Origin of the sequence: Ensifer sp. Root278 (assembly GCF_001429285.1) — a bacterium.
Lineage (GTDB): Bacteria > Pseudomonadota > Alphaproteobacteria > Rhizobiales > Rhizobiaceae > Ensifer.
Window position 1 is genome coordinate 239,300 of sequence record NZ_LMJJ01000003.1, and the last position, 14,674, is coordinate 253,973.

Annotated in this window: 16 protein-coding genes; 13 read left to right on the forward strand and 3 right to left on the reverse strand. The window is 60.7% G+C overall.

The window, feature by feature from the left end; genetic code table 11:
- Nucleotides 1-104: 104 nt before the first annotated feature.
- Entirely contained in the window at nt 105-890 is a 786-nt protein-coding gene (locus ASE60_RS05160; protein ID WP_057248656.1) for a pyrroline-5-carboxylate reductase, read from the reverse strand.
- Nucleotides 891-892: 2 nt separating this feature from the next.
- A complete protein-coding gene (locus tag ASE60_RS05165) occupies nt 893-1,612 on the reverse strand; it encodes a GntR family transcriptional regulator (protein ID WP_057248657.1) in 720 nt (239 codons plus the stop codon).
- A 199-nt stretch (nt 1,613-1,811) separates the two neighbouring features.
- Here ASE60_RS05165 and ASE60_RS05170 point away from each other — a divergent pair, with 199 nt between their 5' ends.
- The 10 genes from ASE60_RS05170 to ASE60_RS05215 all read left to right on the forward strand — a co-directional run bounded on the left by ASE60_RS05170 (nt 1,812) and on the right by ASE60_RS05215 (nt 11,095).
- Entirely contained in the window at nt 1,812-2,642 is an 831-nt protein-coding gene (locus ASE60_RS05170) for a transporter substrate-binding domain-containing protein (RefSeq protein ID WP_057248797.1), read from the forward strand.
- Nucleotides 2,643-2,715: 73 nt separating this feature from the next.
- Nucleotides 2,716-3,486, forward strand: a complete 771-nt coding sequence (locus ASE60_RS05175) for an amino acid ABC transporter ATP-binding protein (RefSeq protein ID WP_057248658.1) — start codon at nt 2,716-2,718, stop codon at nt 3,484-3,486.
- A gap of 10 nt (nt 3,487-3,496) precedes the next feature.
- Complete coding sequence (locus ASE60_RS05180) at nt 3,497-4,165, forward strand: amino acid ABC transporter permease (RefSeq protein ID WP_057248659.1); 669 nt, start codon at nt 3,497-3,499, stop codon at nt 4,163-4,165.
- Between the two features lie 12 nt (nt 4,166-4,177).
- A complete protein-coding gene (locus tag ASE60_RS05185) occupies nt 4,178-4,843 on the forward strand; it encodes an amino acid ABC transporter permease (RefSeq protein ID WP_057248660.1) in 666 nt (221 codons plus the stop codon).
- A 35-nt stretch (nt 4,844-4,878) separates the two neighbouring features.
- Nucleotides 4,879-5,757, forward strand: a complete 879-nt coding sequence (locus ASE60_RS05190; RefSeq protein ID WP_057248661.1) for a dihydrodipicolinate synthase family protein — start codon at nt 4,879-4,881, stop codon at nt 5,755-5,757.
- Between the two features lie 63 nt (nt 5,758-5,820).
- Nucleotides 5,821-7,053 (forward strand): FAD-binding oxidoreductase, encoded by a 1,233-nt coding sequence (locus tag ASE60_RS05195; RefSeq protein ID WP_057248662.1) that lies wholly within the window; start codon nt 5,821-5,823, stop codon nt 7,051-7,053.
- 37 nt (nt 7,054-7,090) lie between these two features.
- The gene (locus ASE60_RS05200; RefSeq protein WP_057248663.1) at nt 7,091-8,560 is read left to right on the forward strand and encodes an aldehyde dehydrogenase family protein; all 1,470 of its coding nucleotides are present in this window, start codon (nt 7,091-7,093) and stop codon (nt 8,558-8,560) included.
- Nucleotides 8,557-9,588, forward strand: coding sequence for a proline racemase family protein (locus tag ASE60_RS05205; protein ID WP_057248664.1), 1,032 nt, complete (start codon nt 8,557-8,559; stop codon nt 9,586-9,588). Before ASE60_RS05200 ends, ASE60_RS05205 begins: the two co-directional genes overlap by 4 nt.
- Entirely contained in the window at nt 9,585-10,337 is a 753-nt protein-coding gene (locus ASE60_RS05210) for an SDR family NAD(P)-dependent oxidoreductase (RefSeq protein WP_057248665.1), read from the forward strand. Before ASE60_RS05205 ends, ASE60_RS05210 begins: the two co-directional genes overlap by 4 nt.
- A 5-nt stretch (nt 10,338-10,342) precedes the next feature.
- Nucleotides 10,343-11,095 (forward strand): SDR family NAD(P)-dependent oxidoreductase, encoded by a 753-nt coding sequence (locus tag ASE60_RS05215; protein WP_057248666.1) that lies wholly within the window; start codon nt 10,343-10,345, stop codon nt 11,093-11,095.
- A 430-nt stretch (nt 11,096-11,525) separates the two neighbouring features.
- Here ASE60_RS05215 and ASE60_RS05220 read toward each other — a convergent pair whose 3' ends face one another.
- Nucleotides 11,526-12,272, reverse strand: a complete 747-nt coding sequence (locus ASE60_RS05220; protein WP_057248798.1) for a FadR/GntR family transcriptional regulator — start codon at nt 12,270-12,272, stop codon at nt 11,526-11,528.
- 466 nt (nt 12,273-12,738) lie between these two features.
- On the opposite strand from ASE60_RS05220, the gene ASE60_RS05225 reads away from it, so the two are divergent.
- From ASE60_RS05225 to ASE60_RS05235, 3 genes are read left to right on the forward strand one after another with little or no spacing between them, the layout of a single operon-like run.
- Nucleotides 12,739-13,212 (forward strand): RidA family protein, encoded by a 474-nt coding sequence (locus ASE60_RS05225; protein WP_057248667.1) that lies wholly within the window; start codon nt 12,739-12,741, stop codon nt 13,210-13,212.
- 24 nt (nt 13,213-13,236) lie between these two features.
- Entirely contained in the window at nt 13,237-13,992 is a 756-nt protein-coding gene (locus ASE60_RS05230; protein WP_057248668.1) for an amino acid ABC transporter ATP-binding protein, read from the forward strand.
- 9 nt (nt 13,993-14,001) lie between these two features.
- Nucleotides 14,002-14,670 carry an amino acid ABC transporter permease gene (locus tag ASE60_RS05235; protein ID WP_057248669.1) on the forward strand — a complete coding sequence of 223 codons (669 nt, stop codon included), beginning with the start codon at nt 14,002-14,004 and terminating at the stop codon, nt 14,668-14,670.
- The last annotated feature ends 4 nt before the right edge of the window (nt 14,671-14,674 follow it).

Genomic DNA, 14,674 nt, shown 5'->3' on the forward strand with positions numbered 1-14,674 from the left:
GGGTTGTCGACCCCTTCTCTAGCACGGTACGCGGGTAGCGTCTCATGTGGGTCGTCGCGCGCCGCATGCCTGGTCTGAGGTTCGATCGTGGCGAGAGCCGTCTGCTAACGGTTGGTGATGCGCTCGAACACTCTGCCTAGCGCTCGCGTCAGCGCTTCGGTTCCGCCCCGCTCGTCGAAATCCCGGAAAACCTGTTCGTTGAGGCCGCCCTTGGTGGCAAATTCGCGGCTCATCTCGAAGAAGTCGACATCTGTACCAGCGTGAAGTGCTGCTTCGGAAAGACCGGCAAAGAGCGGCGCGAGATATGAGCGGCCCTTATCTTCCGGCAGACCATTTTCGGCGAGCCACTCGGTCGTGCGGTGCAGGATGCCGAAATAGGTGGCCATCAATGCGCTTGCTGCGGCCAGAAGGTCATATTCCGCCTTGGTCTCGCATTCGACGGCGTTGCCAAGCACGTCGAAGATTGCGGCCGTGCCTGCGTCCGCCGGAAAGACCGCGGTGACGCCCTTGCGGCGGGCGACGAAGGGCAGGGGGATCGCCTGGGTGAGGTGGACCTCTGTGCCGATCCAGTCGAGGAGCTTTGGCCGGTCGGTTGCCGCAATGACACTGATGATCTTCTGGCCCTCGCGAAACTGCAGAGGACGAATAACCCCTTCGGCGACTTGCGGACGGATTGCCAGCACGACCGTGTCGCAGCCGTCAACAATCGCCTGGTTGTCTGGCGACACGTGTACCTGCGGGAAATCGGAGGCAAGCCTGGCCGAAATGTCCGCGCTGCGTTGAGACACGACGACCTGCGGAACTGCGGCAGGTTCTGCAAGAAGGCCGCGCACCATCGCATCCGTGATCGCGCCAGTGCCGATAAAACCTATGCGTTCGGGCAGGGGCATGGTTACTCCGCCGCCGCAAGCGGCCCGAAAGACACTTCGGTCGTGTAGTTTTCGCGCAGGAAGGCGATGAAGTTGTCCTGAAACTGGCGGGTATGGGCATGCGCCAGCTCGTCTGCACGCTCGACATCCTTGGCGCGGATCGCCTCCAACATCAATTCGTGCTCGTCGGTCAAAAGATAACCGTCACCGGTGCGCTCCAGGTATTCGAAATGGAGGTGGAGCATGCGCTGACCCTGGTTCAGGAGTCGCTCGTAGAACGACGCCAGATAGCCGTTCTTGCCCGCATAGGCGACCGCCATGTGAAACTGCTTGTTGGCCTCCGACATCTTCAGGTGAATGCCGGTTTTGACCGCTATTTCGAATTCCTTCTGACGCTTTGCGATGATCTTCAGGTCCGCCTCGGTGCGCAAGGCTGCCGCCAGCCGAGTGTTCATGCGCTGGGCGACGTCGAGCGCCTCGACATATTTCGGAAAGCTCGCCACCTCGATGGGAGCGACGATGGTGCTGCGGTTGGAAAGCGTGACCACCAGGTCTTCGCCGGCAAGCCGTATGAGCGCTTCGCGCACTGGCGAACGCGACATGTCGAAGCGCTCGGCGAGCGTCATTTCGTCGAGCAACTGGCCCGGCGGCAAGGTGAGGGCAAGGATCTCATTGCGCAGCGTGTCGTAGACACTTTTCCAGCCCGTACCGCGCACCCGTTTCATTTCAATTTCGTCAGACACTTACGTCCCTTTCCGTCTCTCCCGGTCATTGGGCCAGAAAAACCGGTACGCAGCAATCGTAAACTTTCTGCTTGACTTTGTCGACACGGAGACGACATAGTTTCTTCAGTCGACACGGAGCCGACACGAAAACACTAAGAACGGCCAAAGCCGACAGGTGGAACCGCGCGTCTCACGCGCTCAAAATTGGGGAATGCACATGTTCAGAAATGTGATGACGTCCGCTCTGCGGGCGACGGCCGCGCTCGCCCTGGCGGTTGGGCTGTCGACTACGGCGATGGCTGAAACGGCCGAAGGATACTGGCAGGGTGTCCAAAAGAGCGGCACGCTGCGCTGCGGAGCGGCTGTTGCGCCGCCCTATGTGATGCGCGATCCTGCCAGCGGCGAGTACTCCGGCTTCTTTGCCGACCTCTGCCGCGAATTCGCTGAAGTTCTGCAGGTGAAGCCCGAATTCGTCGACACGACCTGGGACAACATCGTTGCGGGCCTTCAGGCCGGAAAATGGGACGTCTCCCTGGCGCTGAATCGTACGCCGGCTCGGGCCATGGCTGTCCAGTTCTCAGTACCGGCGATGGAGTACCAGATCTCACTCGCCTACAACAAGGACAACCCGAAGATCCCAGCGAGTGCGGCTTCCGTTGCCGACATCGACAAGGCGGACGTCACGCTTGCCGTCATGTCCGGCACGGCCCAGGACAAGGCGATTTCCGCCGCGGTCAAGACAGCGACGATCCTGCGCCTGCCGACCAACGACGAAACACGCCTTGCGGTCGTTTCGCGTCGTGCCGACATCCTGGTCGATGCCTCCGACACAAACCAGCTTTTCACCCAGTCGAACCCCGACTGGGCGGTAGCGCTCAATCCGGCGCCGGCGCTCGCCAAGCAGGGCGTGGCGTTCGGATTGCCGCATCAGCTTTCGGCGTCAGATGTCGAAGTGGTCAACATCTTCCTCGAGGAGCGGGTCGCGACCGGCCACGTGGATGCCCTGATCAAGAAGGCCGTGGACGAAGTCCTCAAGGCCGGCAACTGAGCCCGGTCACCAAGCCTACGGAGCTGCCTGTGGCGGCTCCGTTCCCTGTCCCTGAGGTGGAGAGTTTTGGACGATGTCGGATACCGCACCCCTGGTTAAGATCGAAGGACTGCACAAGAGCTATGGCGGCGTCGTGAAGGTGCTGCAGGGCTTGGACATCGAGATGAAGGCGGGCGACCGCGTAGTCGTCATCGGGCCGTCCGGCGGCGGCAAGTCCACCCTCCTGCGCGTGTTGATGGGGCTCGAACAAATCGACGGCGGGTCCATCGTCTTTGGCGGCAAGCCCTACATTTCGGCCAATGGCAACGGCAAGACCGCGATCGATGCCAAGGTCCGTCGCTCGATCGGCATGGTGTTCCAACACTACACGCTCTTCCCGCATCTCGATGTCATCGGCAACCTGATCCTCGCGCCGATGAAGGTGAGGGGGGAGAAGAAGGCCGAGGCTGAGGCAAGGGCGATGGCGCTGTTGACGCGTTTCGGACTTGCGCAAAAGGCAAAAAGCTATCCGGCGCAGCTTTCCGGCGGTCAAAAGCAGCGTGTCGCGATTGCCCGCGCCCTGATGCTTGATCCGAAGCTGATGCTTTTCGACGAGGTCACTTCGGCGCTCGATCCGGAACTCGTGGCTGAAGTCGAGCAGGTGATCCTGCAGCTTGCCAAGCAGCAGATGCCGATGGTGATCGTGACCCACGACATGTGGTTCGCCAAGAATATCGCCTCCCGCGTGATTTTCTGCGCCGGCGGTGTGGTCGTGGAAGACGGTCCGCCGGAACAGGTGCTCGGTTCTCCGAGAGAAGAGCGAACGCGCGAGTTCATCGAGCGGGTCTTCCACATCAAGCACTGAAGGACGAACGATGAACTACAGTTTTGACTTCGCGTCCGTCTTTCGCAATTTCGGACCATTGTGGGACGGTTTGCTCGTCACGATCGAACTGACGATCGCTGCCAATGCCATCGGACTGACATTCGGCTTCGTGCTGGCATTGCTTGTCATGAGCCGCTCGCCGGTGGTCCGGCTGCCGGTCACACTCTTCATCGAGTTCTTCCGCTGCACGCCAGCGATCATCCAGATCGTGTGGTTCTTCTATTGCGTCCCGATGCTTTTCAACGTGTTCCTCGGATCGGTCACGATGGGCATCCTGGCGCTCGGGCTCAATCTCGCGGCATTCAACGCGGAGGCTTATCGTGCCGCCATCCAGGCGGTTCCAAGGGAGCAGCTTGACGCCGGCGTGGCGCTCGGCCTGACCCCGTTCCAGAGGGTGTTCTACATTGTTCTGCCGACGGCGGTCCGCAATTCGATACCGGTTCTGCTGACCAACGGGATCGGCATTTTCCAGCAAAGCGCGCTGGTCGCGATCGTTGCCGTCCAGGACCTGATGTACCAGGGCAAGACCTTGGCCACGCAGACATACCGCCCGATCGAAACCTTCACGATCGTTGCACTCTTCTACTTCGCCGTGTCGTTCCCGGTCTCCCAGATCGTTGGCTATTTGGAACGCCGCCGCGAAGCCCTGGCAAGCTGAGGGAGACAAACGATGACCTTCAATTTTGCCGTCGTACTCAAGTTCCAGGAGGCTCTCTTTCTTGGCCTCTGGATGACGCTCAAACTGACGCTGATCTGCATCGTGCTCGGTTGCGCCCTTGGCTTCCTTGTTGCGCTTGCGAGGACCTCGAAAAATGCCATCCTGCGTGCAGCCTCGAGTGTCTATGTGGAATTTTTCCGCGGCACGCCCGTGCTTGTTCAACTCTTCTGGATCTTTTTCTGCCTGCCGCTGATCCTCGGTGTCGAGTTGTCCAACATGACGTCCGGCGTGATCGCCTTGACGCTCTATATGGGGGCGATCAGCAGCGAGACGTTCCGGGCCTCGCTCAAATCGGTCGGCCGCGAGCAGCTGGATGCCTGCGTGGCGCTCGGTCTTTCTCATTGGGCGCGCACGACCAACGTCGTCCTTCCGCAAGCCGTGCTACGCGCCGCGCCGACGCTTTTGTCAAATTGCGTCAGCCTCTTCAAGGAAAGCGCACTCGTCTCGGCCGTCGGTATGGCGGACCTCATGTTCGTCGGCCAGAACATTTCCAACAACACGGCCCGGCCAATCGAGGTGCTGACGATCGTCGCACTCATCTACTTCGTCATCGCCTTTCCGCTGACGCGCGCCGTCACGGTCATCGAGCGACGCATTCTCAAGCGGTTGGCTCTCTGACGCCACCCTTCGAACCCCCGAATGGAGATAGTCCCATGAAACTTTCAGGCGTCTTGCCAGCCCTCGTTACCCCCTTCGACCGTCAAGGTAGGATCGACTTTGCCGCATTTGGAAAGCATCTGGCCAATCTGCGCGCAGCAGGCGTCACGGGCTGGGTGCCTTGCGGCTCCTCGGGCGAATACAGCTTCATGTCCGATGAAGAGCGCGATGAGGTGCTGAAGTTCGTCAAGGAATTCGCCAAGCCTGGCGAGATCCTGATCGCCGGCACCAACGCGCCATCGACGGCCGGCGTCATTGCCAACACGCTGCGCGCCAAGGCGATGGGTTACGACGCCGTGCTTCTCGCAACGCCCTTTTATACGAAACCCACGCAGGCCGAGCTGGTTGCGCACTTCAAGGCTGTCCTTGAAGCGACCGACATGAAGATCGTGCTCTACAGCTATCCGGACAAGGACGGAGTTGAGCTGGGCTGGGAGGTTCTTGACGCGCTCGCCGACGATCCGCGCATCATCGGCATCAAGGAAAGCTCCGGGTCGCTTCAGCGCGCCATCGGCATTGCGACCCGCTACGAGGGACGCCTCCAGCTGGTTTCCGGATCGGACGACATCGCGCTCGACTTCATGATCTGGGGCGCCGAGAGCTGGATCTGCGGCCCGGCCAACTGCATGGCGAAAGCCGTCTGCGATCTCGACCGCACCTTCAAGTCTGGCGATCTCGCCAAAGCCAAGAGGCAAATGGCGACCCTCTACAAGGCGATGAACATCCTGGAATCGGGCAAGTTCGTGCAGAAGCTCAAATATGGTTGCGAAGTGCAGGGCACTCCGGTCGGCGAGTGCCGAGCGCCCCTCGGTCCGCTCACGGACGAGGAAAAAGCCGAATTCCGCGCCGCCATGGAACCGATCCTCAATTGGTAATCGAGTGCGGCCGGGCTGACGTCCGGCCGCCATCCAAGGAAAACGAGCAGGAGCAAGGCTAGTATGACCACCGTGGTTGTCGGCGCAGGCATCATCGGCACAACCATCGCCTACGAACTGCAAAAGCGAGGGCGGCGGGTCATCTTGCTTGACAAGGGCGAGGTGGGGCGCGGCGCCTCCTACGGCAACATGGCGTCGATCGCGGTGACCGAGTTCATGCCTGCCTCGCGCCCGTCGATCTGGAAGCAGATTCCCGGATGGATGCTTGATCCGGAAGGTCCCGTCCGTGTCCGCCCGAGCTACATGCCGAAACTGCTCCCCTGGTTTGCACGTTTTGTCGCCGCCTCGCGACCGGCCAGGCTTCGACAGCTGGAGGCCGAAGGGGCAGCTCTCTGCAGCCGTGTCTATGACGACCTCCTGCCCTTGCTGCGCGAGACGGGGCTGGAAAGCGAATTGACGGAAGAGGGCTGCCTGTCGCTTTACAGCAACGAAGCGGAGTTTCGCGCCGACCGCGAACATATCGAAATCCTCGAGCGTTTCGACTTTCCGCACCAGCGCCTGACGGGTGCTGAGGCGCGGGAGCTCGAACCGGAGCTGTCGGACCGCATCGGTCTCGCCGTCCTCTTCCCCGAGAACCGAAGTTTGCGCGATCCGTTTCGGTTGGTGAACAAACTTGCGCAAAGGTTCACCGCACTCGGTGGAGAATTCCGCCGCTGCGCCGTGGCTGGCTTCGACCGCTCCTCCCGCGTCACTGCCGTCCGGCTCGTCGGGGGAGATCCAATCGCCGCCGATGAGGTTGTGATCTCAGCGGGAGCCCATAGCGGCCTGCTGTCGAAGATGCTGGGCGAACCGATGCCGCTCGAAACCGAGCGTGGCTATCATACCCAGATCATGGCCCCCGGCGTTTCCATGCGCCACTCAATCATCTGGCCAGCCCGCGCCTTCATGGTCACGCCGACGGCAGGCGGTATCCGAGTCGGCGGCACGGTCGAAATGGCGGGCCTCGACGCCGCACCCGACTATCGCCGCTCGAAGATAACCGTGCGGCGGGCCCAAACGGCGTTGCCGAACCTGCGCTGCGAGAACTTTACCGAGTGGATGGGCCATCGTCCGGCGCTTCCAGACACCGTGCCTGTCATGTCGGCCTCGGCCAAAACTCCAGGCGTCTTTTACGCCGCCGGCCATGGGCATCTGGGGGTCACCTATGCGGCCACGACCGCGCGCCTGATGGGCGACCTCATCACTGGCCGGACGCCACCCATCGACATGCGCCCCTATCGCGTCGACCGCTTCTAAAGGGCGACCGCACAAACGCATTCCATGTGAGGACACCATGCAGAACAAGCTTTTCATCGATGGACAATGGATCGCACCAGCCGACGGAAGCCTGCTTCCCGTGATCGATCCGGCGACCGAAGAGGTCTTTCACCACATCGCTGCCGCCGGCGTCGCAGACGCCGACGCAGCGGTCAAGGCGGCCCGCGAGGCTTTCGACGATGGTCCTTGGCCACGCCTTTCGGGCAAGGAGCGTGCAAGATATCTGCGCGCCATGGCACAAGGCATCCGTGATCGACTGCCGGAATTGGCGCACATGGAAACCCGCGACAACGGCAAGCCGTTGCCCGAGTCCGAATGGGACCTGGCGGACGCCGCCGGCTGCTTCGACTTCTATGCCGATCTCGCTGAGGAACTCGATGGCGAAGTCGAAGAAGTGAAGCTTGCGGACCAGCGCTTCGTCTCCAAGGCCGTGCGCGAGCCGCTCGGAGTGGCGGTTGCTATCGTTCCATGGAACTATCCGCTGCTCATGGCCTCGTGGAAAGTGGCACCGGCGCTTGCGGCGGGTTGCACCATGATCCTGAAGCCCGCCGAAACCACCTCGCTGACCGCGCTGGAACTGGGTGCGATCGCGGAGGCTGCGGGCCTTCCCAAAGGCGTGCTGAACATCCTCTCCGGCAAGGGTTCGGTCGTCGGCCAGGCGCTGGTCGAGCATTCGCAGGTGGACAAGGTGGCGTTCACCGGGTCGGGCCCGGTCGGCTCCCGCATCATGGCCGCCGGCGCCAAGGACATCAAACGCATCAGCCTCGAACTCGGCGGCAAGTCTCCTTTCGTCGTCTTTGCCGACAGCGATATCGAGAAGGCCGTCGAATGGATCATGTTTGGTATCTTCTGGAACCAGGGCCAGGTGTGTTCGGCGACTTCGCGGGTTCTGGTCGAAGCGCCGCTCTACCCGAAGCTCCTGGAGCGGCTGGTCGAGGAAGCCGGGAAAATCAGGGTCGGCAACGGTCTGGAGGAGGGCACGCTGCTCGGGCCGCTCGTCAACAAGGGGCAGTATGAAGATGTCCTCGGCCACATCGAGCGCGCCGTCGAGCAGGGCGCAAGAGTTGCCTGCGGTGGCAGATACGACGGATTCGACAAGGGCTTCTGGGTCGCGCCGACGATCCTCACCGATATGACGCTCGATAGTGATGCCTGGGTCGAGGAGATCTTCGGTCCGGTCGTCTGCATTCGTCCGTTCGAGACCGAGGAGGAAGCGATCCGCCTCGCAAACGATTCCCGCTTCGGCCTTGCCGCCGCAGTCATGTCGACCGATGACGAGCGCTGCGAGCGCGTTGCCGCTGCCTTCCGCGCGGGCATCGTCTGGATCAACTGCTCGCAACCGACATTCACCGAGGCGCCTTGGGGCGGTTACAAGCAGTCCGGTATCGGCCGCGAGCTTGGTCGCTGGGGCCTCGACAACTATCTCGAGACCAAACAGATCACCCGCCTGGTCAGCGATGAACCCTGGGGATGGTATCTGAAATGACCTTCGACAAGTCCCTCGATATCCTGCTTGTCCATTGCCAGGGCGAAAGCGGCAACGTCCTGATCGGTGGCGCGCCAGCTATTCCGGGCGCGACCATTCTTGAAAAGATGAACTACCTGAACAATGTCGACCCGTCATTGCGCCTGTTCCTGACGCGCGAACCGCGCGCGCAGGTCGTTCATACGACAAACCTGCTTCTCGATCCGACCCGGCCGGACGCCGACGCCGCCTTCATCGTCCTGCAGCCGGACCGCGCCCATCCGATGTCGGGGTCCAACTGCATCTGCGTGGTTACTGCGCTCCTGGAAAGTGGTCGGGTGGAAATGATTGAACCGGAAACCGTCGTGCGGCTGGACACGGCGGCAGGGCTGATCGTTGCGCGGGCGCGTTGCGAAAGCGGTCGATGCCTTTCGGTCAGCCTCGACAATGTTCCCGCATTTGTTCAGCAGCTCGACGTCGCGATCGACACACCGAGATGGGGGCGGATCAACGGCGACATCGCATTCGGCGGTGTCTTCTATGCCCAGATCGACGTGGATCAGATCGGGCTTCGCATAGTACCGGATGCGGCCCGGGCGCTTGCCGAGGCCGGAACCGAGATCAAGGCGCTGCTCACGGACGAAGTCGCGGTAAGCCACCCTGATATCCCCGACCTCAATGAGATCGCCTATGTGATGTTCCGCGACTACCAGCAGGATGATTCAGTGGTAACATGCACGACGCTGAAGCCCGGTCGTGTGGATCGCTCGCCCTGCGGTACCGGATCCTCTGCCAATCTTGCCGTCCTCCATGCGCGCGGCGCGGCGCGGGTCGGCGACAAGCGTGTTTCGCGCAGCATAATCGGAGGCACGTTCACCGCCGAGATCTTGGGCGAGACCACGGTCGGCGGTCGTCCCGCGGTTCTGCCGCGTATCACAGGCCAGGGCTACGTCTTTGGCCGTCAGCAGTTGCGGCTGGACCCGCATGATCCATTCGCTCAGGGTTTTGCCATGTCGGACACGTGGGGACCGCAGGTGGGGGAGCTATGAACCTCAAGGGACAAACCGTTTTGGTAACGGGTGCAACCGGCGCCATCGGGCAGGCGATCTGCCATGCTCTCGCGGCTGATGGGGCGAATGTCGTCGTCCACTACGGCCGCAATCGCGATGCCGCCGAGGCGCTTGTGAACGGGCTCGACGGCAGAGGTTGGTGCGTGCCGGCCGATCTGTCAGACCCGGCCGGCCCTCAGGCCCTGTGGGTTCAGGCCGTCTCCGTTGCTGGCCGGCTCACAGGGCTGGTCAACAATGCCGGCATCCGCTCCGAGGTTGCAGTCGATGCGCCCATGGACGAATGGCAGCGGGTCTGGGCGCGTGAAATGCGCGTCAACTTCCTTTCGGCGGTTGATCTGTCGAAACTCGCCATCCAGCATTTCCGCGCCCATGGCGGTGGGCGGATCATCAACATGGCAAGCCGCGCCGGACAGCGCGGCTACACCTCCAGCGCGATGGCCTACGGAGCCTCGAAGGCGGCACTGATCAACCTCACCAAGTCCATCGCGCAGAGCCACGGACATGAAGGCGTGACCGCGGTGGCACTGGCGCCCGGCTGGGTGCGCACCGAAATGGCCGAAGCCTATATCGCCGAGCATGGCGAGGCTGCGGCATTGGCCGGCATTCCCATCGCCAGGATGGCCGCGCCTGAAGAGATCGGCGAGATCACCGCATTTGCCTTCCGTCCTTCGCAGGCCTCCCTCAATGGCGCTGTGCTTGACGTGAACGGCGGCAGCTATCTGAGGTAATTTCCATGCGTTTCAAGGACAAGATCGTAATCGTCACCGGCGCAGCAGGTGGCATCGGCGGGGCGATCAGTGCCCGTTTCGCTGACGAGGGCGCAAGGGTCATCGTCACCGACATGAATGGGGAGGGCGCCGAGGCGACCGTCGCGGAGATTGCGGGCAAGGGCGGCAGCGCGCGGGCGCTCGCCAGCGATATCTCGGGCGCTGAGGGTTGCCGCGCCATCATCGACAATGTGATCTCGACCGAAGGGCGCATCGATGTGCTCTGCAACAATGCCGGCATCAACCGCCGCGGCAATCTTCTCTCGTTGACGCGGGAGGATTGGCGGCTGAGCTTTGCAGTCAATGTCGACGCGATTTTCCATCTTTGCCAGGCGGCGCTGCCCCACATGATCCAGGCGGGCGGCGGCGCCATCGTCAACACGGCATCCCAGTGGGGGCTTTATCCGGCGCCGAACCACATCGCCTATAACGTGACGAAGGCGGCCGTGGCGAGCTTCACGCAGAACCTTGCCCGCGACTACGCGCCGAACAAGATCCGCGTCAATGCCGTCTGCCCGGGCGAAATTCACACGCCCATGTTGGAAGCCGGTGTAAAGCGCTCCGGACGAACGATTGCTGACCTTGACAAACTCGTTCCCTTTGGCCGCATTGGCAAGCCGGAAGAAGTCGCAGCCCTCGTCGCCTTCCTTGCGTCCGACGAGGCAGCCTTCATGTGTGGATCGCTGGTGGAAATCACCGGTGCACAGGCGGTCGCCTGACAAAAGGCTGAAGTCACTCCGGCGGCAGCATGGATGCCACAACAGCTGTCCCAAAGGAAGCTGACGTAAGCCGCATGATCTTGAACAGGCCGCTTGTCGCGCCAGCGCCGTCAAGTAACAAACTGCACGACCCTTTTATTTCCCCAGATCAACTGAATTTCGATGATTTGTATTTTAAATAGGAGGATCTGCATGGGGAGGTAAAGTAGGAAGCCGCCACTATCATGTGCCGAGTTTGTTTCCGGTTTGTGCGTTTAGGATCGCATAATGTATCGACTGGAAGGGCGTTTCGCGAGGAGGGGCGCTATTTCCTGTTGCACTCTCAATCCATCAATACCTGCATAGTGGCCAAATGACCATGTTCGTTTTCTGCAGGTCTTACGTTGGCCGTTGGCATGTCGACAGTTCAATCTGGTCAAGCGATCGCCTTCTATTCATCCCGCGCGACATTGCTCAAGGGAGAAGTGCCACCATTCGAGAAGCCCCTGTAGCGTAAGTGGCTACGGTTCAAATGCGCCCGCATCGCTTCACGGGCCTGTTCGGAATTGCCGGTGCTGATCGCTTCGCAGATCGCCCTGTGCTCCCGAACCGTGTTCTGCACATACTCTGGTGTGATGAGCTCGGGGTTCACCTGTTTCGAGAAAGCCGGTTGGGGGAGGATCTGGAGGCTCATCAGGTTAAAGAACTCTATGAAGGCGCCGTTATTCGTCGCTTCCGCGATCGATCGGTGGAACACGAAATCCAGGTGGTCGAGGGCGGCCTCGTCGTCGAGCGAGGCTTCGAACTGCCGTGCGGCATTCCAGATATTCGATTCCTGCGCCCATGAACGGCGAGTCGCAGCAAGGCCTGCGGCATGGACCTCGAATGCCATCCGCAGTTCAAGGAGGTCCATGAATGATGTTTTCAGGCGCTGCAAGGGCGCCAGGACAAGTTCCGGATCGTAGTCGTATGGGTCTTCCGGCTTAGGTTTCTCGTGCACGAACACACCGACGCCATGACGTGCCTCGACAACTCCCTCCGACCGTAACGCGGAGACGGCCTCCCTGATGATCGTGCGGCTGACGTTAAACTGCTGCGCCAGTTCATTCAGCGATCCAAGTTTGTGGCCCTTGTCCAGTTGATTGTCGACGATATGGGCCTTCAGGGCCTGTATCGTCCGGCTTGCCAAAGTACTCAAGATTCCACCCGTCTGCTTGGTCGCACGCGTGAGCGGCGTTTGCCAACTGATAGGGATTTGTTGTGTCTTTGACAAGGTAGCATGACGCAGTGAGGTGATGCTACCTCAACTGAAATTTTCGGTGTGCGCACTCTCTGCCGAATAGTGGGGCCTGGCCATCTCATTTCTGGCTTTTTTTGGAGCTCGTTGCGAAATTTTTTTTGACGTTGGCGAGAATTCACAGTTTTATAGAACCAATGCTTAGTGGTTAACTATTTGATATTTTGTGATTAATCCCGCTGGGCTGGTTTCTCAGAGCAAAGAGATAGTATCTCTAACTTTTATGTTGACATGAGATACTATTTCACTAATCTCTTCGTCAGAAAAAGCGAGCCAGCGCCACGATCCCCAAGCGAACGTGGCGAATAGCTCCGGGAACAGGAACTGCGCCCAACGGCGCGCACACAAAATCAGGTGGAAAACCGCTATGGGTGACGTCTCCGCACGCCTCTCCGAGCTCGGCATCGTGTTGCCTTCGATTGCCTCGCCCTCAGGCAACTACATTCCGTATCGGTTTGCCGGGAACCTTCTCTTCGTTTCCGGGCAGATCCCTCGGATTGACGGCGTGGAGCATTTTGCCGGGGTCGTGGGGCAGGATGTCTCGCTTGAAGAGGGCTATCAGGCGGCGCGGCTTTGTGCCTTGAACATCCTTGCCCGTGTCAACGACGCGCTCGACGGCGATCTCGACCGGGTAGTGGCCTGCGTTCAGGTCCGTGGCTTCGTCAACGCGAAGGCGGATTTCAAAGGTCACCCCGCGATCCTCGATGGTGCGTCCGACCTTTTCGTCGAAATTCTGGGCGAAAAGGGGCGTCATGTGCGCACGGCACTGGGGGCCGGATCGCTTCCACGTGGATCGTCGGTCGAAGTGGACGCCGTGTTTGAAGTCGCAGCGAAATCCTGACGGTTACAGGAAAGGGAATTGGCCATGGGCGAGAATGAAAGCAACGAAAAAGCCATCGAAATGACGGGTGTCAACAAATGGTATGGTCCGTTGCAGGTACTTAAGGGCGTCGAACTCAACGTTGCGCGGGGCGAGCATATCGTCCTCTGTGGCCCGTCAGGGTCGGGAAAGTCCACACTCATTCGCTGCATCAATCACCTTGAGGAAGTCCAGCAGGGCAGGATCGTCGTCAATGGCACTGCGCTCAACCAGAAAGGGTCGAACGCCGATCACATTCGCCGCGACGTCGGCATGGTTTTCCAGCAGTTCAACCTCTTCCCCCATATGACCGTTCTGGAAAACTGCATGCTGGCCCAGCGCCGGGTCCGAAAGGCGTCGGCGGCGGATGCCAAGGCGAAAGCGATGCGGCATCTGGAGCGCGTGCACATTGCCGAGCAGGCGCAGAAATACCCCGCTCAGCTTTCCGGCGGCCAGCAGCAGCGCGTAGCGATCGCCCGCGCGCTCTGCATGGATCCGAAGATCATGCTGTTCGACGAACCGACCTCGGCGCTCGATCCGGAAATGGTCAAGGAAGTGCTGGACACGATGATCTCGCTTGCCGACGACGGTATCACGATGATCTGCGTGACGCATGAAATGGGGTTCGCGCGTGCCGTCGCGCACCGTGTCATCTTCATGGACCGCGGCGAGATCATCGAGAGCGCCAAGCCGGACGTCTTCTTCAATAATCCGGGCCACGAACGCACCAGGGCGTTCCTCAGCCAGATCCTCAACCACTGAGGGCGGCCGATGAACTACTCCTTCGATTTCGCACCGGTTTTTGCCGCATGGCCCATGCTTTTGGAGGGCGTGATCGGCACACTGAGAATGTCATCGCTCTCCATGGTCTTCGGCCTGAGCCTCGGCATCGTGTTCATGCTGATGCGCATGAGCAAAAGCAACGCTCTTCGGGCGATGGCGATCGGTTACATCGAGCTGATCCGCAACACGCCGATCCTCGTGCAGGTCTTCTTCGTCTTCTTCGGCATGCCGGCCATCGGTATCCGGCTGAGTGGGGAACAGGCGGCGATCCTCGCCATGACGCTTAACTGCGCGGCCTATGCCGCGGAGATCGTGCGCGGCGGAGTACAGTCGATCCGACCCGGGCAGATCGAGGCTGGCAGGGCGCTCGGCCTACACACGGCCGACATCTACCGTTTCGTTGTGTTTCGTCCGGCTATCCGTGCGGTGTACCCGGCGCTCTGCAGCCAGTTCATCCTGATGATGTTGAACTCCAGTCTGGTGTCTTCCGTCTCGGCGGAGGAATTGACGTACTTCGCCCAGACCCTGGATTCCCAGACGTTCCGCAGCTTCGAGATCTATCTCACGCTTGGCGTCATCTATCTCGTGCTGTCCCAGTTCTTCTCTGCCGCGCTTGGCGTGATCGGCAGGGTCTATTTCTCCTATCCGACGAAGTGAGGGC

What these genes read in the sequence shown, in the direction of transcription:
- ASE60_RS05160 (WP_057248656.1), bottom strand. Translation starts at nt 890, where the DNA reads ATGCCCCTGCCCGAACGCATAGGTTTTATCGGCACTGGCGCGATCACG.
- ASE60_RS05215 (WP_057248666.1), top strand. Translation starts at nt 10,343, where the DNA reads ATGCGTTTCAAGGACAAGATCGTAATCGTCACCGGCGCAGCAGGTGGC.
- ASE60_RS05235 (WP_057248669.1), top strand. Translation starts at nt 14,002, where the DNA reads ATGAACTACTCCTTCGATTTCGCACCGGTTTTTGCCGCATGGCCCATG.
- ASE60_RS05230 (WP_057248668.1), top strand. Translation starts at nt 13,237, where the DNA reads ATGGGCGAGAATGAAAGCAACGAAAAAGCCATCGAAATGACGGGTGTC.
- ASE60_RS05190 (WP_057248661.1), top strand. Translation starts at nt 4,879, where the DNA reads ATGAAACTTTCAGGCGTCTTGCCAGCCCTCGTTACCCCCTTCGACCGT.
- ASE60_RS05210 (WP_057248665.1), top strand. Translation starts at nt 9,585, where the DNA reads ATGAACCTCAAGGGACAAACCGTTTTGGTAACGGGTGCAACCGGCGCC.
- ASE60_RS05205 (WP_057248664.1), top strand. Translation starts at nt 8,557, where the DNA reads ATGACCTTCGACAAGTCCCTCGATATCCTGCTTGTCCATTGCCAGGGC.
- ASE60_RS05225 (WP_057248667.1), top strand. Translation starts at nt 12,739, where the DNA reads ATGGGTGACGTCTCCGCACGCCTCTCCGAGCTCGGCATCGTGTTGCCT.
- ASE60_RS05180 (WP_057248659.1), top strand. Translation starts at nt 3,497, where the DNA reads ATGAACTACAGTTTTGACTTCGCGTCCGTCTTTCGCAATTTCGGACCA.
- ASE60_RS05175 (WP_057248658.1), top strand. Translation starts at nt 2,716, where the DNA reads ATGTCGGATACCGCACCCCTGGTTAAGATCGAAGGACTGCACAAGAGC.
- ASE60_RS05185 (WP_057248660.1), top strand. Translation starts at nt 4,178, where the DNA reads ATGACCTTCAATTTTGCCGTCGTACTCAAGTTCCAGGAGGCTCTCTTT.
- ASE60_RS05195 (WP_057248662.1), top strand. Translation starts at nt 5,821, where the DNA reads ATGACCACCGTGGTTGTCGGCGCAGGCATCATCGGCACAACCATCGCC.
- ASE60_RS05170 (WP_057248797.1), top strand. Translation starts at nt 1,812, where the DNA reads ATGTTCAGAAATGTGATGACGTCCGCTCTGCGGGCGACGGCCGCGCTC.
- ASE60_RS05200 (WP_057248663.1), top strand. Translation starts at nt 7,091, where the DNA reads ATGCAGAACAAGCTTTTCATCGATGGACAATGGATCGCACCAGCCGAC.